This window comes from Halomonas sp. Mc5H-6, from assembly GCF_024124705.1.
GTDB classification, from domain to species: domain Bacteria; phylum Pseudomonadota; class Gammaproteobacteria; order Pseudomonadales; family Halomonadaceae; genus Vreelandella; species Vreelandella subterranea.
Genome location: NZ_JAMXSI010000003.1, coordinates 1 through 18,735 on the forward strand (window position 1 = coordinate 1; position 18,735 = coordinate 18,735).

Here is an 18,735-nt window from a genome sequence, read left to right on the forward strand (position 1 = left end):
CAATAGCGGGAGCCAAAGCCCCCTTTCTCCCGTAGGACGTATGCGGTATTAGCCTGGGTTTCCCCAGGTTATCCCCCACTACCGGGTAGATTCCTATGCGTTACTCACCCGTCCGCCGCTCGTCAGCATCCAGCAAGCTGGACCTGTTACCGCTCGACTTGCATGTGTTAGGCCTGCCGCCAGCGTTCAATCTGAGCCATGATCAAACTCTTCAGTTTACAATCATTGCGGTTCTTACCTGCCACTCGAAAGCGACAGAAGCGAACCAAACTTAGCTCAAGGTTTTCAAACGTTCTCTCAAGATCCGAAGACCTTGGACGAGTCGCTTGCCTTGATAATAGGTGATTTATCACCCTCATCGGCAAGCGCCCACATGAATTACCTGATCACATTATTAAAGAGCGTTTCGCTGTGCTGTTTGACTGACCTGAAAGTGTCAAAAGCCCGACCAATCGTTGAACTGCTTGGCCTCAGCGAGGAAGACGCATTCTACGCACTTCCCAATGTTTGTCAATGACTGATTGGCGAAAATCGAGGCGGCGTAACATGACACAGTAACCACGCTCGCTTGCCTAACCTGCTGACAAACCTGAGGTTTTACACCTCATCCACCGCTGGCAACGCTGGGCGTCCCCGGCAGCGGATGCGTACTTTACGGTTTTGCTGGCGGGTTGGCAAGAGGTTATGCGAAAAAGTTTTATGGCTAGACACTATCCGCCGTGAAAGCACTTCGGCGACAGGCCAATTGGCGGTTACACTAGCGGCATTTACTTTATTGCCGAGGTCCGTGATGAGCCAGCGTCAGCATCTGTTAACTGTCGATTCATTAAATCGCGAACGCGTTGACCATTTACTGCGTGTCGCCACACGCATGGAGCCGATTGCCCAGCGTCGCCAGGTTACCCGTGTGTTAGAGGGGGCGGTTCTCGGCAACCTGTTTTTTGAGGCCAGTACGCGTACCCGCGTGAGCTTCAATGCCGCCTTTTGCCGGTTGGGCGGCAGCGTGTGCGACACCACCGGTTTCACCTTTTCATCGATGGCCAAGGGGGAGTCTTTATACGATACCAGCCGCGTAATGAGTGGTTACTGCGACGCCATTGTCATGCGCCACCCGGACCAGGGGTCTGTGGCAGAATTTGCTGCGGCAACAAATGTTCCTGTCATCAATGGCGGCGATGGCCCCGGTGAACACCCTAGCCAAGCGCTACTGGATATCTACACCATCGATAAAGAGTTTCAACGCTTGGGCAAGTCACTGGGCGGTGCTCACATTCTGCTCACCGGCGATTTAAAGTACGGCCGCACCGTGCACTCATTGATCAAGCTCTTGTCACTCTACGGACCGCTGCGCATTACCCTGGTATCGCCGCCGGGCCTTGAAATGCCTTCACAACTGGTAGACCTCGTCTCCTCTCGTGGCCATCGTGTTGAACAGCGCAACTCGTTGGCCAGCGATTTCTCGGATTTGGATGTGGTGTACGCGACCCGGATTCAGAAGGAGCGCTTTACCGACGAGATGAACGAGAGTTTTCAGGGGCTTTCGAATGACTTTATGGTTAACCGCGACTTCCTGGATCAGCGCTGCGGCGAACACACCATCGTCATGCACCCGCTGCCCCGGGATAGCCGTCCGGGGGCAAATGACTTGAACGTGGATCTAAACGGCGACCCTCGGCTGGCCATCTTCCGCCAAACCGATAACGGCATTCCCATGCGCATGGCTATCTTCGCAACGCTGCTTGAGGTTGACGAACTGGTTGAAAAGGAAATGCGCCCCGTACGTTGGTTTGTCCCCGCCCAGACGGGAACGCTCGACCGTTAACCGCCGCTCCCCTTAGTGGGATATGCGCCCACCGGGAAGCCCTTCCTGGTGGGCAAACCAGCCTTCCAGAATCAACACCGCGGCGATACTGTCGACACTCTCTTCACGGTAGTTGCCTCGGTGTCCCGCTGCGCGGGCGATCTGTTTCGCTTCCTGGGTAGAGCCACGCTCGTCGACCATTTCGCATGGTTTACCGAAGCGGCCGTGAAGTCGGTTACCGAACTTGCGCGCGCGAAGACTCATGGCCGACTCGGTGCCATCCATATTGAGCGGCAAGCCCACCACAAACAGGTCGGGTTGCCACTCCTCGACCAGGCGCGTGACGAGGTCCCAGTCGGGAATGCCGTCGCGGGCGGTGAGCGGCGCAAGCTCACGCGCACTGTGCAGCATCTCATTGCCGACAGCCACGCCGATGCGCCGGGTACCAAAATCAAACGCCAGTACGAGGCGCCGACCGCTTTCAGCCATTATGCTCAACCATCAGGCGTGACCTGCATCACGGGTCATCAGGTTAAGATCCACCCCGAGAATGCCTGCCGCCGCGGCGAGGCGTTCGGCGGGTGGCGTATCAAACAGTACCGATGCCTGACCTTCCACCGTCAGCCAGGCGTTTTCTTTTAACTCTTCTTCAAGTTGGCCCACTTCCCAGCCGGCACACCCCAGGCAGACTAGAAACTGTTCAGGGCCTTCACCGTTCGCCAATGCCTGTAAGATATCCATCGACGTCGTGAGTGAAATGTTGTCCTCGACCTGAAGGCTGGAATCCCATGCCTGACTATCACCGGTATGGAGAATAAAACCGCGGTCTTTATGCATCGGCCCACCGTAATACACCGGCGAGTTGCGGTAGGGGCTTTGGTCGCCCCCTAGCTCCAATTGCTCGAAGAGCGCGTCGAGGGTGATCTCCAAGGGGCGGTTGGCAATCACACCCATGCAACCATTGTGATCATGATCGCACAGGTAGATAAGGCTTCCCGCAAAATTGGGATCGTCCTGGTGCGGCATCGCCATCAAAAAATGGTGCTTTAAACTTTGCATGCGTCTCCTGCGGCCCGCTGATAACATCAGCCAGCCTAAAAATCAGTAAATAGATCGCGACAGAGCGATAAAGAGCCGCTTACGCGGCAAGGCGGCGTTCTATGGCGTCCAGCAGCAACCCTGCGATATCCGTACCACGCTGATCGTCGATTTCGCGCACGCAGGTGGGGCTTGTCACGTTAATTTCGGTAATGTAATCGCCGATTACATCCAGACCGACGAACATCAATCCTTTTTCGCGGATCATGGGCTGTACTTGCTCGACAAGCCATTGGTCTCGCCGGGTCAGCTCACGACTCACGCCACGCCCACCGGCGGCCAGGTTGCCGCGCGTTTCCCCCGCTGAGGGAATGCGTGCCAGACCATAAGGTACCGGCTCGCCATCGACCAGCAAAATCCGCGTGTCGCCTTCCTTGATGGCGGGCAGATAGCGCTGTGCCATGATCTGGCGCTGGCCACGCAGGGTAAGCTGCTCGATCACGGCGCCGATATTGCGCCCCTCGGGACCAATGTGAAAGATACCGGTACCGCCCATGCCATCCAGCGGCTTGAAGATCACATCGCCATGCTCGGCATGGAAGGCACGCAGCACATCGGCCCGGCTGGCCACCAGGGTCGGCGCGCAGCACTGCGGAAACTGCTGGGCAAACAGCTTTTCATTACACTGCAACAGGGCATCCGTTGGGTTGACAATCAACACGCCCTCTCGTTCAGCAAAGCCGAGCAGGTGAACCGCGTTGGTAAAATCCGCATCCACCGGAGGATCTTTACGCATTAATACCGCGTCAAGCTCGTTGAGCGGCCGGGCAGACGGTTCCCCCAGTTCATACCAATGCGCGGGGTCTCGATAAACCGTCAGCGGTCGCATGCGCGCGTATGCCTGCCCTGCATTCAAGAAAAGATCTTCCTGCTCCATGTAATGCAACGTATAGCCGCGGTCCTGGGCCGCCCATAGCATCGCCATGGTGGTGTCTTTCTTGTAAGCAATGTCGCTGATGGGATCCATCACGACACCAAGGTGCAATGTTGACTGACTCATCGGGGCACGATCCATCTATGAACATATAGGTGAGCAGTATGCCGCACTGCTTCTCAGGCTCCAACCGCGAGCCGTGTTACTCGCTTAGCGCACCGGGCACCAGGCGTATGGCGTTAGGCTCAAGCGTAATCAGCTGTTGCTTGTAAAGTCGCCCAATCGCCTGCTTGTAAGCACTCTTGCTCACCCCCAGCCGCGCCTTGATATCATGAGCGGTACTTTTATCCCCCAGAGCCAGATAGCCGCCGCTCTCGCGCAGCGCCTTGAGCACTTGGTCACCTACTACATCCAAGCGGGCAGCGCCTGGCGGCAGCAGCGAAATATCCACGCGCCCGTCTTCACGGCGCTGCTTGACATACCCCTTTAACGACTGGCCGCGCCTCAAAGGCTGGCTGATATCGTCCTGATAGATCAGCCCCCAATAACGGTGATTGACGACGACTTTCATACCCAGGTCGGTGCGGTCAGCTACTACAACATCTACTTGTTCACCGCTATCCAGTGCCCAGGCGTCGTCGGTTAAAAAACGATCCAGGCGCATGGTGGCTACGGGCCGCCCCTGATCGTCGCTATACAGCATGACCAGCACGCGTTTTCCAGGATCAGGGCGAAAACGCTGCTCGCTGTAGGGCAGCAGCACATCCTTGGAGGGGCCCCAGCGCAAAAAAGCACCGGTATTGTTCACGGCGGTAACGGTTAAGTACGCCACTTCGCCCAGTTGAGCGGACGCATCGCTGGCGGGTCGGGGAGAAGAGTGAGGCTCACGAACCATGGGTGCCGTCCTTACAATAAATAGGCTTTCATTATGGGGGCTTGGTAACGTCAGGCAAAATGATAGAGATAAGGAGGGCTTACAAATCACCGAAGTGATGCTGCAGAAGGGTTAACGCCACGAGCGGCGCTGTTTCGGTGCGCAAGACGCGAGGCCCAAGCGTGAGCGGCGCAAACCCGGCCGCCAAAGCCGATGCTACATCCGCTTCGCCGAGCCCACCTTCAGGGCCAATCAGCAGCGCCGCTGACGTCGGCCGTTCCCTTTTGTCGAAGGCATGGCCAGTTGCAAGATGCAGCATTAAACGCAGCGGTTCCTGGCGCGCCTCAAGCCATACCTTGAGGGTGATGGGCGGGTTGACCGGCGGCACGAACGCCCGCCCGCTCTGCTCACAGGCGCTGGCCGCCACCGCCTGCCAATGAGCCAGCTTTTTTGCTTCCCGATCGCCTTTAAGGCGCACATCCCCGCGCTCGGTATACAGCGGAGTGATGGCCGACACACCAAGCTCGACGGCCTTCTGAATGGCATAGTCCATCCGGTCGCCCTTGGAAATCGCCTGGCCCAGGTGCACGGCCAGCGGCGATTCGCCATCACCCGGCCAAACAGCCTCAATACTCACCGTTGCCTGCTTGCGGCCTATATCGACAAGGCGTACACCCGCCTCCTGGCCATTGCCATCGAACAGCACCAGGGGCGAGCCTTCACCCAACCGCAACACCCGTGTCACATGCCGCGCCGGGCCTTCCGGCAGCAGCACCTCATCACCTGGGCGAAACACCCCGGGGACATAAAGGCGCGGCATTTTCCCATGCCGGGCGTACCAGTCGGCAGCCAACATCGCTTAGTGCGTGTTCGCTTCAGCCTGGTCGGCTTGCTGTTTCTCGCGTTGCTTACGCTGTGCGTACATCGCTTCAAAATTCACCGGCGCCAGCATCAGCGGCGGGAAGCCACCGCGGTTGACCAGGTTATCCACGCATTCACGGGCATAGGGGAACAGCAGGTTCGGGCAGAAGGCACCCAGGGTTTGATCAAGCTGGGCACCTTCGATGCCGGCAATACGGAACAGGCCAGCCTGCTCAACTTCCGCCAAAAAGGAGGTCGTACCGGTTTCTTTATCATTAACCTGTGCCGTCACTTTAACGACCACTTCGTATTGGTCATCGGCAATCTTTGTGCTGCTGGTATTCAGGTCGAGATTGACCTTGGGCTTGAACGCGTCCTGGAACACCGACGGTGAATTGGGCGCTTCAAACGAAATATCTTTTACATAAATGCGTTGCAGCGAAAATTTGAGCTGCGGTTTGTCGTCGGCTTGCGCGCCAGCCTGCGGGGTGTTGTTATCTTCCGCCATGGGAGAACTCCTCGTTGTTGATGCAATAGTCAGTGCAATCGTTCATGCAATAAGTAATGTGCGTACCTACGCTTACTTTTTAACCACTGGAAGGCCGTCAGCCTGCCACTGCGCCATGCCGCCTTTTAATTTAAAGGCGCGTTCAAAGCCTGCTTTGGCAAGCTTCGCCTGGGCTGCACCTGAGCCTTGCCCGTGTTTACACACCACAATGACCGGCTTGTCTTTCACTTTATTCAGCTCATTCATGCGGCTATCAAGGCTACTCTGGGGAATGTTGCGCGCACCCGCAATATGCCCCGTTTTGAAGTCTTTACTTTCCCGGATATCCACGACAACGGCGTCTTCACGGTTAATGAGCTGGGTTGCCTCGGTGGCCGTTAGCGCATTGGTTGACGCGCTGCGTGTTTCATACACAATCCACGCAATCAGCGCCAGCACAAACGCCCCCACCAATAGGGGGTGATTCATTACGAATTCGAACAGCTGATCGATCATCGCGACACAGTCTCTTGGTCAATACGAAAAAAAGCGGCATTGCCACCGTTAAAACGCGACAAGTATACACGTCTGACGCCAGCGCGCGCAGGCCTGAGTCATGACGCTTAGCCACTGGCTGCGTTATGATGCCCCAAGCATGCGTTCGCCGCGACCCCGATTGGCTTTTCGTCGTCCGGTTTGCCACTCATCAGGAGAATTTTATGGACACTGCAAGCACTCCCCGCCCCGTCGCGTTAATTATTTTAGATGGCTACGGTCACAACCCCGACAGTGCGCACAATGCGGTGGCCGCCGCCAACACCCCGGTGATGGATAAACTCTGGGCCGACCGGCCGCATGCCTTTGTTCACACAGACGGGCGCCACGTGGGGCTTCCTGATGGGCAAATGGGCAACTCCGAAGTGGGTCATATGAACCTGGGCGCCGGTCGCATTGTTTACCAGGACTTTACCCGTATCACCAAGGCGATTGAAGACGGCGACCTGGACACCATTGACGTGCTGACCCGGCCCATCGACGAGGCAGTGGCCAATGGGCGTCCCGTTCACCTGCTGGGGCTGCTCTCGCCCGGCGGCGTTCACAGTCACGAGGACCACTTTATCGCCATGGCCGAGCTGGCAGCGCATCGCGGTGCCCAGCGTATCTATGTGCACGCCTTCCTGGACGGCAGGGACATGCCGCCGCAAAGCGCTCTAGGCTCCATAGAACGTGCCAACGCCCGCCTGGCTGAGCTGGTAGGGGCTGATAATGGCTTTGTTGCCTCGCTCATCGGTCGCTTTTACGCCATGGATCGCGACAACCGCTGGGAGCGTGTTGAGCAAGCCTACCGCCTGCTCACTGACGGCCACGCCGACTACCATGCCACCAGCGCCGAAACGGCCTTGCGTGATGCCTACGAGCGCGGCGAAACCGACGAATTTGTGGCGGCCAGCAGCATTCTGCTAAGCGATGGTTCCAACGACAGGGCGATCACGCTACAGGATGGCGACGCGGCGATTTTTCTTAACTTCCGCTCGGACCGCGCTCGCGAACTGACCCGCGCCTTTGTCGAGCCTGACTTCAACGGCTTCGAGCGACATGTATGCCCCAAACTCGCCGGTGATGGGCTGGTCATGATGACGCAATATGCCGCCGATATACCCGCGCCAGCCGCCTTCCCACCCTCGGATTTAAACGACACCCTGGGGGAAGTGGTGGCCAAACGCGGCTTGAAACAGCTGCGCATTGCCGAAACTGAAAAATATCCCCACGTCACTTTCTTCTTTTCGGGCGGCAATGAGGCCGAATATGAAGGCGAAGAGCGCATTCTCGTCCCTTCACCGCGCGACGTGAAAACCTACGACGAAAAGCCCGAAATGAGCGCCGTCGAGATTACCGACAAGTTGGTTGAGGCCATCGATAGTGGCCGCTTTGACCTGATGGTATGCAACTACGCCAACGGCGACATGGTGGGCCACACCGGTGACTTTGACGCGGCGGTAAAAGCCATCGAAACCGTCGATACCTGTACGGGACGCGTGGTGGAGGCCATTGAACGCGCGGGCGGGGCCTGCCTGATCACTGCCGACCACGGCAACGCCGAGCAGATGGTCCATCCCGAAACCGGGGCACCGCAAACCGCTCACACGACGTTTATGGTGCCGCTGGTTTACGTTGGGGAACGCACAGGGGCGCTGGAGGATGGTCGGCTGTGTGACCTTGCCCCGACGCTTTTGCGCATGATGAATCAAGAGGTACCTCAAGCGATGACCGGCCACCCATTGATCACCTTCGGTTAATCCGCTTGATGCGACGACTTGTCAGTATCGCGGCTGGCGTAGCGCTGTTATACGCCACGCATGGCGCTGCCCAGCCCAGCGAAACCCAGGCGCGCCAGCAGCTGGATAACCTTGGCCAGGCGATAGAGGCGCTCTCCGAGCGCTTGAGCGAAACCGATGAAGCCCGCGAAGGGGCCAAACGCGAGCTGCGCGAGGTCGAAACCGCGCTTGCCGAGACCCACCAGCGGCTTGATCAGTTGCAAAGCGAGCGCCGCCAGCTCAACGAGGAAACCGATCAGCTTCGCCAGCATCGCGACCGCCTCGAGGCTGACCGCGAAGCTCAGTCAGCCGCCCTCGGCCAACAGCTGGCAGCACTTTATCGGCTGGGACCGACCCCTCAGCTCAAACTGCTGTTAAACCAGGGCGACCCAGGCGAACTTGACCGCATGCAGGCTTACTTGAATCGGCTGAGCGAGGCGCGTCAGCAGCGCATGGCAGAGATAGCCCGGCTGGATAGTGCGCTTGCCGACACCCAACAAGCCCTTGCCGAGCGCCAGGACCGACTGGCCTCTCTTTCAGAAGAGCTGGAAGCCGAAAGCGCACGGCTCGCCGAACGCACCCAGGAACGTCGCGGCGTTGTGAACAACCTCGATGACCGCTATGGCAGTGAAGCCGCGCGTCTGGCCGAGCTGAATGAAGACCGTGAGCAGGCCGAACAGCGACTGCGCGAGATTCAGGCCGAGCTTGCCCGCCTTGACGAGCCTACGCCGACGACCCATATTGCCCGTACCCAAGGGGATCTGCCCTGGCCGGTCCAGGGCGATATCACGGCGGCATTTCAGCGCCGCGATGGGGTCCATTACAACGGCATTGTCATCCAGGCCTCGGCAGGCACCCCGGTTAGCGCGGTGCACCCCGGTCGTGTGGTGTTTGCCGACTGGATGCGTGGGTTTGGCAATTTATTGATTATCGACCATGGTGATCAAATCATGACACTGTACGCCCACCTGCAGCAGTTCACCGCACGACCTGGCCAACGGATCGAGCGCGGCGACGAGATTGGCCGGGTTGGCAATAGCGGCGGCCAGCCACGCAGCGCGCTTTACTTTGAAGTTCGCAGCCGAGGGGAACCAATTAACCCGCAACGTTGGATTGCGCGCCGCTGACGGGATAAGCTGGGTAATTCTTGTTGTCATTGGGGTAGCGGCGCGCGCTGCCCACCTATATCGTTTCGCGGAGTCTGCATGACGCTATCTGTTACCGAGAGATCGGCCCCTGCCAAACGCCTCTTGGCAACCCTGCTCCCTATCGCCTTACTTTCGGTCCCTTTGCCGCTGCTGGCTCAGCCCAGTAATGACAGCAACGGGACGGTTGATAGCGTCAGCGACGACCTGCCGCTTGAAGAAATTCAGACGTTCGCCGAGGTATTTGAACGCATCAAGCGCGCCTATGTTGAAGACGTCGAAGACCGCACCCTGCTGCGCAACGCCATGCGCGGCATGCTGAGCGAGCTGGACCCGCACTCTGCCTATCTGGATAAAGAAGAATATCAAAGCCTGCGCGAATCCACCGAGGGTGAGTTCGGCGGCATCGGCATCGAAGTGGGTATGGAAAACGGTCAGCTCATGGTCATTACCCCGATCGACGACACCCCGGCCTCAGAGGCGGGGCTGATGTCCCGGGATATCATCATCAGTATCGATGGCACTCCCACCGAGGGCATGTCGCTGCAAGAGGCCGTGACCCTGATGCGCGGCGACCCCAATACGACGTTGGACATTTCCGTTCTGCGGGCTGGCGAAGAATCACCCCGTGAGTTCACCCTTACCCGCGAGATTATCCGCAGCGAAAGCGTCAAACACGAGTTGCTGGAAACCGGCTATGGCTATTTACGCATCAGCCAGTTCCAGTCACGCACGCCGGAGCAGGCGAGGCAAGCCCTGGAGCGCATGTCACGTGAACAGCCGCTGGATGGCCTGGTGCTCGATTTACGCAATAACCCGGGCGGGGTTTTACAGGCCGCCGTTGGCGTGGCCGACCTGTTCCTGGATGAAGGGCTGATTGTCTACACTGAAGGCCGCATTCCCGACAACGAGCTATCATTCTCTGCCTCGGCTGATACACCAGCAGAGGATGTACCGCTTGTCGTGCTGATCAATGGCGGTAGCGCCTCCGCTGCGGAGATTGTCGCCGGTGCCCTTCAGGACCAGCGCCGGGGCGTGATCATGGGCACCGACAGTTTCGGCAAGGGGTCAGTGCAGCAGATCATGCCGCTGGGCAATGGTGAGGGGCTGAAGCTCACCACGGCGCTTTACTATACGCCGGAAGGCCGTTCCATTCAGGCCCAGGGCATCGAGCCCGATGTTGATGTGGTTCGCGGGCGCCTGGAAGTCGCCGAAGGAAGGCGCGAAATCCGCGAAGCCGACCTGGAAGGCCATTTGCGCTCCCAACAGGCCCCGCGCGACCAGGAAGAAGTGTCACAGCGCCTGCGCGAGGATTACCAGTTGAGCGAAGCCCTTAACCTGCTCAAAGCGCTGAACGTGGTCGACCGCCGCCGTAATTAACGGCACGACGTCGGCAGGCGGCCGCGTTCACCGGTTGCTTGCCGCATCACGGCGCGCTTGAGCGGAGTGAGCTGGTGCAAGCCGCTCATGCCCAGGTTACGCACCAGCGTGAGCGCCGGATCATGGCTACCGAACAGGGTTTTAAAGCCTTTCATTAATGCCAGCATGGCGCGATTGTCACCGCGCCGACGGCGGGCATAGCGAGTCAAGGTGCTGAGTTCCCCCCACGGCGCGCCCCGCCGCCAGGCCGAGGTGACCTCGTCGGCCAACACGGCGGCATCCATCAACCCAAGGTTGGCCCCCTGTCCTGCCAGGGGGTGAAGGCTATGGGCCGCATCGCCCACCAACGCAAAATGCGGCTGCACGTAATGCACTGCATGGCGTTGAACCAACGCAAATCGATGCGCCTGATCGCAGGCACTTACCGCCCCCATGCGCTCCCCTAGGGCGTTACCCAGGGCCTCACCCAACGCCTCTCGGGAAAGCTGGCACAGCGCTTGGGCATGAGCAGGCGTGGTCGACCACACAATCGAGCAGTAGTGAGCGTCGCCCTCCACCGTCAGCGGCAAGAATGCCAACGGACATCCGTCGATAAACGCTTGCCGCGCGGTACCGCCATGGGGATGGTCGCAGCGCACCGTGGTGACCACTGCTTCCTGGCCCATCGCCTCGCTAACCACGTCGATGCCCGCCATATCGCGCAGCGCCGAACGCCCACCGTCCGCCGCGACGACCAACGGCGCATGCAGCGACTGGCCATTCGCCAGGCTCAGCCGACGTCCCGGCGTTGAAGCCTCCAGGGCGTCTACTGGCGTGCCGAAAAATGTGCTGACCCGGCCCTGGTCTTGAAGCTTTGCGTGCAGCGCCGATAACGTCACATCGTTCTCGACGATATGCCCCAACACGGACACGCCCGCCTCGTCGGCGGAAAAGCGTATCTCGCCGCTACCCTCGGCATCCCATACCTGCATATAGCGATAAGGGGTTACACGGGCATTCACCATTAATGGCCAGGCCCCGATATGGGTTAACAGGCGCTGCGAGACCGGCGTCAGGGCACTCACCCGGAGGGACGGCAGACGACTCACCTCATACGACGGTGGCTGTGCCTGCGCTTCAACCAGTGCCACCCGCATTCCGGCGTCGGCCAATAGCCAGCTCAACGCGGAGCCCACCATGCCTGCGCCGACGACAATGGCGTCGAAGCCGTTCTCCGCCGCTGCACCTGACTCATTGGATGTCTGCATAACACGCCTCTTATTGGCCTCCTTTCTGTATAACCCTGGATCCCTCAACGTTCCAGCCCCATCGCCCGGCGCGCCAGACCTTTACGTAATGGCCCGACGATATTGAGCCCCACCAGGCCGGCGGCTCTGGCATGGGGCAAAAAGGGTAAGTTCATGCCAAACAGGCGAATCAGCCCATCGCTGAACCGAATCACGTTGGCTCGGTCCTGCGCGCGTTGACGCTCGAACGCTTGAAGCGTGGCCATGTCACCCAATGGCCACCTCGCCAACTCGCCTTGCTCAAGCGCCTCGACCAGGTCCATCACCCCACGCAGGGCCAGATTAAAGCCTTGACCGGCCACCGGGTGCAGCGCATGGGCCGCATTGCCCAGCACCGCCAGCCCAGGCCGAACCGGTTCTTCAGCAGTGATCAAGGCCAATGGATAGCTGTAACGCTGGCCCACTTGGGTAAAGCGCCCAACCCTGTCGCCAAAGGCCGTTTGCAGCTGCGCCAGGAAGTCCCCGTCAGATAGATCCAGACGTGCTTGTTCATGCCCGGTGGTATGCGTCCAGATCAGCTCCATCGCCTGCCCTGGCAAGGGTAACAAAGCGATTGGACCGGCCTGGGTAAACCGCTCATAGGCCACGCCCCGGTGTGGCTGGCTGATGCCCACATGGGCAATCAACGCCGTTTGCTGATAGGCCTCACGACGACTACCAATGCCAAGCTGCTCCTTTAAACCCGACCGCCCGCCGTCCGCCAGCACTGTCAGGGCAGCGTGAAGCCGACTGCCATCAGACAGCGTCAAGTCGTGCCCCTGGGGCGTCGGCGTGATGCTGTCGACCTTGGCGGGGCAGTGCCATTCAAGGGGTAGTGCATTCAGCCGCTGATGCAGCACCCTACCCATCCAGGCATTGGGAATCACGTGCCCCAGCGCATCGACGCCAAGCTCATCGGCATTGAGCCGGGTTGCCCCCAGCCGTCCCCGCTCACTGATGTGAATGCGCTTGATGGGCGTTGCCTCGGATTGCATGGTCTCCCATACGCCCAGCTGACGGAAGCGCTGGGCCGAGCCTTCCGCAATGGCACTGGCACGGGCGTCGAAACTGGGCTGCCAGGCCTCATCGGGCGATTTGGCCGGTAACGGCGCCGCTTCGATAATGGCCACTTTCCAGCCGTAACGCTCGATCAGGGGGGCCAGAGCGCAGCCCAGACTGGCGCCGACTAATCCGCCCCCCACAATCACAATGTCATGGGTTACCGCTTGCCCAGACGCTTGCATTGACTCTCTCCCGCTGGTGACACAGGACCACGCTTATTGCGTAACGTAAATTACATAATGAACTGACACGACTTAATCAGACGCCATGAGTGCTTCAATATCGGCTACTCGTTTGGGAACCTGATCAGTCAGTACCTCATGCCCCTGGGCGGTGACCACCACATTATCCTCAATACGGATGCCGATACCCCGATACGCAGCCGGAATGTCAGCTTCATCGGGAATATAAAGCCCCGGCTCAACAGTCAGCACCATGCCGGGCTCGAGTGGGCGCGGGGTTTCTGCGTCCAGGCGATAGGGGCCTACATCGTGCACATCCAGCCCCAGCCAGTGCGACGTCGAATGCAGATAAAACCGCCGGTAGCGCTGCTCGTCGATACAGGTTTGCAGGTCGCCTTCCAACAGACCAAGTTCAATCAACCCAGTGGTCAGGTCAGACACAACGCCCTGATGGATCTCGGCGAGGGTAGTGCCAGGCTTGATAGCCGCAACGGCCCGTTCCTGGGCGTCAAGCACCACCTGGTAAAGCGCTCGCTGGGCATCGTTGAAACGCCCGGATACCGGGAAAGTGCGGGTAATATCCCCAGCGTAAAGGTCAAACTCGGCACCGGCATCGATCAACACCAGTTCGCCGTCTGCAAGCGGCGCACTGTTTTCAATGTAGTGCAACACGCAGGCATTGGCACCGCCCCCGACAATCGTGCTGTAGGCGGGACCGCTGCCACCCTGCCAGACAAATTCATGCTCCAGCTCAGCCTGTAGCTGGTACTCGCTCAGCCCTGGGCGCGCCAGGTGCATGGCGCGCACATGCGCACGGGCAGAGATTGCCGCGGCATGCCGCAACAGGGCGATTTCTGCCTCGCTCTTGATCTGGCGCATGGCATGTATCAGCGGGCTAATATCCATCCAGCCTTTGAGCGCAGGGCGGCCGCGGCGTTGGCCCGACTTGGCCTGGGACAAAGCTTCTTCCGCAATGTCGAGGGCATCGCCATGATCAAGCGGTAAATAGAGCAGCTCTCGCCCCTCAAGCAAGTCTGGCAGGGTGGACTCGCGTTCAGCGTTTTCGAACGCCTGATCAACCCCATGCGCTGACACGACCCCCTGAGCGCCCAACCGCCGCCCTGTCCAGGCCTCCATGGTAGGGTCGCGGTCCTGGCAGAACACCACGCTTTGCCCCGCTTCGCGCCCGGGTAACAGAACCAGCAAAGCATCCGGCTCGCAAATGCCGGTCAGATAGTAGAAATCGCTACTTTGCCGAAACGCATACTCACTGTCATGAGAACGCGTTACCAGGGATGCGCCGGGCACAATAGCGGCGGCATTCGATGGTAGCTGGGCCATGAGGGTCTCGCGCCGCTGGTGGTATTCCGCCAACGGGATGGCCGGAGGGCGAGGCAGTACATCAGGCAACATAGCGTTTTCCAAAACAGATTAATGAACAGGAGTATCGGTTTGCTCGACCTGCGGCTGACCGGGGTGTTGCTCGGTATACAGCAGCATGGCAGCCATCCGCGCATGCTCGGTCAGCGCAAAGAGGTCATTTTCATTTTCCGGGGAATCATCAATATCCGCGTCGATCTGCCCAAGCCCGGCAAGGTCCTCTATCGCTTCACGCAGGGTTTGCGACCAATGCTTACGCTGTGCATCGTCGGCCACTTCGTCGACCACTTCCATGAAGCCTAGCGTCCATTCCTTCAGGCCCTGGGCCTGCTCCGCCAGGCTGAACAGCTCATCGGGCAACAGGGGCGCATAGTTCATGTCACTGGCGCTTAGCGCCTCCAGGGTTTGCCGTCGCCAGCCCAACAGTCGTTCAGCACTTGCCGGATCGCGTGGCTGATCCACCCCCAGGCTCAAGCAGACCTCTTCCAGCCAGGTCTGGGCTTCTATATCGCGCAGCGCAAGCAATGCGCATAACCGACCGTCCAGAAAGGCGGGCGACTGCATGCTCCCGTGCAACAAAAAAACATCGGCGATATCCGAGAAATCCTGGCGTTCGTCTATTAGCGACATCATCTTCACTCGTTAATGGGTTTAAGGTCGCTCAGGCTTGCGCGTTGACCCCGCGCAAGCGGCTCTCTTATAGTGAGCGACATCGTCCTTCCTATGCAGTGATGTTAACGCATTGGGCATCCCTTTGACCCGTGCCGGAGCCTGTCATGAGTAACACTAAACGGCCTACTACCGAAATCAGCCTGTTAGGGCGTGATTACGTGATTGCCTGCGACCCCGGTGAAGAAGCCAAACTGGAACGGGCCGCCCGCTATCTGGACCGCGCCATGCAAGGGATTCAAGCCCAAAGCAGCCTGCTGGGAAGCGAGCGAATCGCGATCATGGCGGCACTCAACATTACCCACGAGCTGCTTGAGGCCATGGACGAACACCGCGCCGGCGAAGCCAGCCTGAACCGTCTTAACGAGCGGCTTGAGCACGCCTTGTCACAAACCCGCAAGCCGTAAAGACCGTTAAACACATGCCTTTGGCATTGGCCCCCGCTCTGTTAGGATAACGATGTTCTCTGGGGTGTGCGCCAGTCGTTACAGTCCCTCGAGCCTATGCGTAATACCTAGGGGGCCAAATGCTAGCCAGGCCCGTGTGCATGTCCGTGCGACGGAAAGCCTGACGGCTTGGCTGCGGCCACCCACCTGAACCAGTAGGTTCAGGGCCAGAACGACAGCGGCACTCTGGGGAACACTAATGATGCACAGCCTCCACTGCGCTGAAGACAAACGCGCGTTGCGCCGTGAACTACGCAGGCGGCGTCAATCGCTCTCGCCACGTGAACAACGCGACGCGGCTCACCGCCTTTGCCACCAGCTTAAACGCCTTCCCGAAATTCGCCGCGCAAGACGTATCAGTCTTTACCTGCCCGTCATGGGTGAAATCGACCCGACCCTGCTAATCCCATGGCTGCGTAAACGAGGGGTAGCGGTTTATTTACCCGTATTGCGCCCTTTAAGTCACAACTCGCTTTGGTTTGTCGCCTACCATGCCAACACGCCGATGGTTAAAAACCGCTTTGGCATCGCCGAGCCGGATACCCGTTTTGCGGCCAAACATCAGCGTCGTTTACCCGCATGGGCGTTGGATACAGTCATCTTGCCACTGGTCGGATTTGACGCCCAGGCCAACCGCATGGGCATGGGCGGCGGTTTTTACGATCGCAGCCTTGCCTTTATGCGCCGTCCTGGCCCCAAACCGACTCTGCTGGGCGTTGCCCACGCTTGCCAGCAGGTAGACACCCTGCCCATCGAGCCCTGGGACATACCATTAAATGCCGTGGTGAGTGACCAGCATATCGTTCGCCCAGGGTAGACTGCCTGACAAACAAAATGGGCTGGCCCGTAAGGCCAGCCCATTGAGCCGGTGACGCTTTAATACCCAGCGCGACGGCTTAACTTCCCGCAAGCGCCTGCGCGTAGCCGGTGGCCAATACCCCGAGCGCAAACACAATCATCAGTGTGAGTACCATATCGGGTTTCTTACGCCGCATAGTGCTTCTCCAGCCCCTTTTATGTTGTCAACTTTAAGGCGTCACCCTGGTTACCTGTCGTTGATGAGCAGCCTAATACTGCCCGGATGACGCCCTTCATTAATATCGCCTGTGACTATAGGGCCAATAGGCTACCGTTGACAACGGCTTGAACGGCAATATGGCATTAAAAAATAAACGCACACCGTTTCTTAACAAACTGATTCATGCTGGCCTGCACTGTGAGTAACCGCTCACCAATTTGGCAACGCAAAAATCAAGCCATGAACAACCGGTAGGCGGGATTATCGCTTTCCCGCCAATAGCGGTAGCCAATCGCATCCAGATGCTCGGCAACGTGTGCGCGATCACCATTAGGTACCTGCATGCCCACCAGGACACGGCCATAAGCAGCACCATGGTTCCGATAATGAAACAACGAGATATTCCAGTCATGGGGCAGCTGGGTCAGGAAGTTCATCAATGCCCCTGGCCGCTCGGGAAACTCAAAGCGATACAGCTCTTCTTCAAAGTGTTCGCTGGGGCGACCGCCGCTCAAATGGCGAATATGCAACTTCGCAAGCTCGTTGTCGGTCAAGTCCTCGACCTGATAGCCCGCCTCCTGGAGTTTGTCGATGACCGACTGGCGATCCTCTCCGCCGGGTTTGACCTGGACGCCGACAAAAATATGCGCTTCGCTGCTATCTGCATAGCGGTAGCTGAACTCCGTGACCATGCGCTTGCCAAGGGTGCGACAGAACTTTTTAAAGCTGCCTGGCTTTTCGGCAATCGTCACCGCCAGAATCGCCTCCCGCTGCTCGCCAAGCTCGGTCCGCTCGGCAATATGCTGAAGACGGTCAAAGTTGGTGTTGGCGCCGGAATTGATGCATAGCAAGGTTTCGCCTTCCGCGCCGGTTTGCTGGACATATTTTTTCAGCCCGGCCAGCGATAGTGCACCCGAGGTTTCCGCGACGGCGCGGGTATCTTCAAAGATATCCTTGACGGCGGCGCACATTTCATCAGCGGTGACAGTAATCACATCATCGATGAGGTCTTTCACCAGCGAGAAGGGCACTTCGCCAACCTGCGCCACGGCAACACCTTCCGCAAAGACACCTACCTGATCCAGCACCACCCGCTCACCGGCCTCCAATGCTGCTTTCAGGCAGGCGCTGTCTTCGGATTCAACGCCAATCACCTTGATGTCCGGGCGCAGGTATTTAACGTAGGCCGCAATCCCGGCTATCAGGCCACCGCCACCCACCGGTACGAAGATAGCGTCAAGACGCCCCGCCTGCTGGCGCAGGATTTCCACCGCGATAGTGCCCTGGCCGGCGATGATGTCAATGTCATCAAAGGGCGGAATATAGGTGTAGCCGTGCTCCTTGATAAGCTCCTGGGCATGCTCGGCGGCGGCAGCAAAGGCGTCCCCCTTGAGGACGACCTTGGCCCCCCGGGCGCGAACCGCCTGCACTTTAATCTCGGGGGTAATCCTCGGCATCACGATCACCGCTTTGACGCCCATCAATTTGGCGGCCATGGCAAGCCCCTGGGCATGGTTACCCGCCGAGGCGGCAATCACGCCTTTGGCTTTCTGCTCTTCGCTGAGTTGGGCCATTTTGTTGTAGGCCCCGCGAATCTTGAACGAGAAAACCGGCTGCAGGTCTTCGCGCTTGATTAGAATCTGATTATTGAAACGACGCGACAAAAAGGGAGCAGGCGAAATGGGCGTTTCACAGGCGGCTTCGTAAACGTTGGCCTGGAGAATCTTTTTGACGGTAGCTTCAAGCATACGGAAAATTCCAAGAAAGAACGTAACCCTGACGGGTGCGGGGAAAGCCTCTATTGGTAGCAGATTACGCCGTTCGCCGTCCAGCAGCGTTTTGGTCGGCAGGCCGCTCTTTCGCCGTTATAATGAACGG

General features: G+C 58.8%; 18 protein-coding genes, 1 rRNA gene and 1 other RNA gene. 7 read left to right on the forward strand and 13 right to left on the reverse strand.

Annotated features, from left to right (window positions below):
- A 16S ribosomal RNA gene (locus NH395_RS05705) occupies positions 1 to 218 on the reverse strand; the annotation flags it as partial.
- Between the two features lie 527 nt (positions 219 to 745).
- Here NH395_RS05705 and NH395_RS05710 point away from each other — a divergent pair.
- Entirely contained in the window at positions 746 to 1,822 is a 1,077-nt protein-coding gene (locus NH395_RS05710) for an aspartate carbamoyltransferase (protein WP_290443724.1), read from the forward strand.
- A gap of 12 nt (positions 1,823 to 1,834) precedes the next feature.
- Here the strand turns inward: NH395_RS05710 and ruvX are convergent, their stop codons facing one another.
- The 7 genes from ruvX to NH395_RS05745 all read right to left on the reverse strand — a co-directional run bounded on the left by ruvX (position 1,835) and on the right by NH395_RS05745 (position 6,511).
- The gene (gene ruvX, locus NH395_RS05715) at positions 1,835 to 2,290 is read right to left on the reverse strand and encodes a Holliday junction resolvase RuvX (protein WP_253023097.1); all 456 of its coding nucleotides are present in this window, start codon (positions 2,288 to 2,290) and stop codon (positions 1,835 to 1,837) included.
- Positions 2,291 to 2,302: 12 nt separating this feature from the next.
- Positions 2,303 to 2,860, reverse strand: coding sequence for a YqgE/AlgH family protein (locus NH395_RS05720; RefSeq protein WP_066315501.1), 558 nt, complete (start codon positions 2,858 to 2,860; stop codon positions 2,303 to 2,305).
- Positions 2,861 to 2,939: 79 nt separating this feature from the next.
- A complete protein-coding gene (gshB, locus tag NH395_RS05725) occupies positions 2,940 to 3,899 on the reverse strand; it encodes a glutathione synthase (RefSeq protein ID WP_253023099.1) in 960 nt (319 codons plus the stop codon).
- A 76-nt stretch (positions 3,900 to 3,975) separates the two neighbouring features.
- The gene (locus NH395_RS05730) at positions 3,976 to 4,668 is read right to left on the reverse strand and encodes a S1-like domain-containing RNA-binding protein (RefSeq protein ID WP_253023101.1); all 693 of its coding nucleotides are present in this window, start codon (positions 4,666 to 4,668) and stop codon (positions 3,976 to 3,978) included.
- Between the two features lie 79 nt (positions 4,669 to 4,747).
- Positions 4,748 to 5,503, reverse strand: coding sequence for a 16S rRNA (uracil(1498)-N(3))-methyltransferase (locus NH395_RS05735; protein ID WP_253023106.1), 756 nt, complete (start codon positions 5,501 to 5,503; stop codon positions 4,748 to 4,750).
- A gap of 3 nt (positions 5,504 to 5,506) precedes the next feature.
- Positions 5,507 to 6,016 (reverse strand): protein-export chaperone SecB, encoded by a 510-nt coding sequence (gene secB / locus NH395_RS05740; protein WP_253023107.1) that lies wholly within the window; start codon positions 6,014 to 6,016, stop codon positions 5,507 to 5,509.
- 72 nt (positions 6,017 to 6,088) lie between these two features.
- Positions 6,089 to 6,511 (reverse strand): rhodanese-like domain-containing protein, encoded by a 423-nt coding sequence (locus tag NH395_RS05745; RefSeq protein WP_253023108.1) that lies wholly within the window; start codon positions 6,509 to 6,511, stop codon positions 6,089 to 6,091.
- 203 nt (positions 6,512 to 6,714) lie between these two features.
- Between NH395_RS05745 and gpmI the strand changes: the two genes are divergently transcribed.
- The 3 genes from gpmI to NH395_RS05760 all read left to right on the forward strand — a co-directional run bounded on the left by gpmI (position 6,715) and on the right by NH395_RS05760 (position 10,835).
- Complete coding sequence (gene gpmI, locus NH395_RS05750; protein ID WP_253023109.1) at positions 6,715 to 8,292, forward strand: 2,3-bisphosphoglycerate-independent phosphoglycerate mutase; 1,578 nt, start codon at positions 6,715 to 6,717, stop codon at positions 8,290 to 8,292.
- A gap of 8 nt (positions 8,293 to 8,300) precedes the next feature.
- On the forward strand, positions 8,301 to 9,437 hold the full coding sequence (locus NH395_RS05755; protein WP_253023646.1) for a peptidoglycan DD-metalloendopeptidase family protein: 1,137 nt from the start codon (positions 8,301 to 8,303) through the stop codon (positions 9,435 to 9,437).
- Between the two features lie 78 nt (positions 9,438 to 9,515).
- Entirely contained in the window at positions 9,516 to 10,835 is a 1,320-nt protein-coding gene (locus tag NH395_RS05760; RefSeq protein WP_253023111.1) for a S41 family peptidase, read from the forward strand.
- Here the strand turns inward: NH395_RS05760 and NH395_RS05765 are convergent.
- From NH395_RS05765 to NH395_RS05780, 4 genes are all read right to left on the reverse strand, one after another.
- On the reverse strand, positions 10,832 to 12,082 hold the full coding sequence (locus tag NH395_RS05765; protein WP_253023112.1) for a UbiH/UbiF/VisC/COQ6 family ubiquinone biosynthesis hydroxylase: 1,251 nt from the start codon (positions 12,080 to 12,082) through the stop codon (positions 10,832 to 10,834). The two genes, NH395_RS05760 and NH395_RS05765, sit on opposite strands and share 4 nt — an antisense overlap.
- 44 nt (positions 12,083 to 12,126) lie before the next feature.
- On the reverse strand, positions 12,127 to 13,344 hold the full coding sequence (gene ubiH, locus NH395_RS05770) for a 2-octaprenyl-6-methoxyphenyl hydroxylase (RefSeq protein WP_253023113.1): 1,218 nt from the start codon (positions 13,342 to 13,344) through the stop codon (positions 12,127 to 12,129).
- Positions 13,345 to 13,416: 72 nt separating this feature from the next.
- Positions 13,417 to 14,757 carry a Xaa-Pro aminopeptidase gene (gene pepP, locus NH395_RS05775; RefSeq protein WP_253023114.1) on the reverse strand — a complete coding sequence of 447 codons (1,341 nt, stop codon included), beginning with the start codon at positions 14,755 to 14,757 and terminating at the stop codon, positions 13,417 to 13,419.
- Positions 14,758 to 14,775: 18 nt separating this feature from the next.
- Positions 14,776 to 15,354 carry a YecA family protein gene (locus NH395_RS05780; RefSeq protein WP_253023648.1) on the reverse strand — a complete coding sequence of 193 codons (579 nt, stop codon included), beginning with the start codon at positions 15,352 to 15,354 and terminating at the stop codon, positions 14,776 to 14,778.
- 146 nt (positions 15,355 to 15,500) lie between these two features.
- On the opposite strand from NH395_RS05780, the gene NH395_RS05785 reads away from it, so the two are divergent.
- The 3 genes from NH395_RS05785 to NH395_RS05795 all read left to right on the forward strand — a co-directional run bounded on the left by NH395_RS05785 (position 15,501) and on the right by NH395_RS05795 (position 16,656).
- Positions 15,501 to 15,800, forward strand: coding sequence for a cell division protein ZapA (locus NH395_RS05785; protein ID WP_074398031.1), 300 nt, complete (start codon positions 15,501 to 15,503; stop codon positions 15,798 to 15,800).
- Positions 15,801 to 15,853: 53 nt separating this feature from the next.
- Positions 15,854 to 16,036: non-coding RNA, 6S RNA (gene ssrS, locus NH395_RS05790), on the forward strand.
- 5 nt (positions 16,037 to 16,041) lie between these two features.
- Complete coding sequence (locus tag NH395_RS05795; protein WP_253023650.1) at positions 16,042 to 16,656, forward strand: 5-formyltetrahydrofolate cyclo-ligase; 615 nt, start codon at positions 16,042 to 16,044, stop codon at positions 16,654 to 16,656.
- Between the two features lie 434 nt (positions 16,657 to 17,090).
- Here the strand turns inward: NH395_RS05795 and ilvA are convergent, their stop codons facing one another.
- Complete coding sequence (gene ilvA / locus NH395_RS05800; protein WP_253023115.1) at positions 17,091 to 18,605, reverse strand: threonine ammonia-lyase, biosynthetic; 1,515 nt, start codon at positions 18,603 to 18,605, stop codon at positions 17,091 to 17,093.
- Between the last annotated feature and the right edge of the window lie 130 nt (positions 18,606 to 18,735).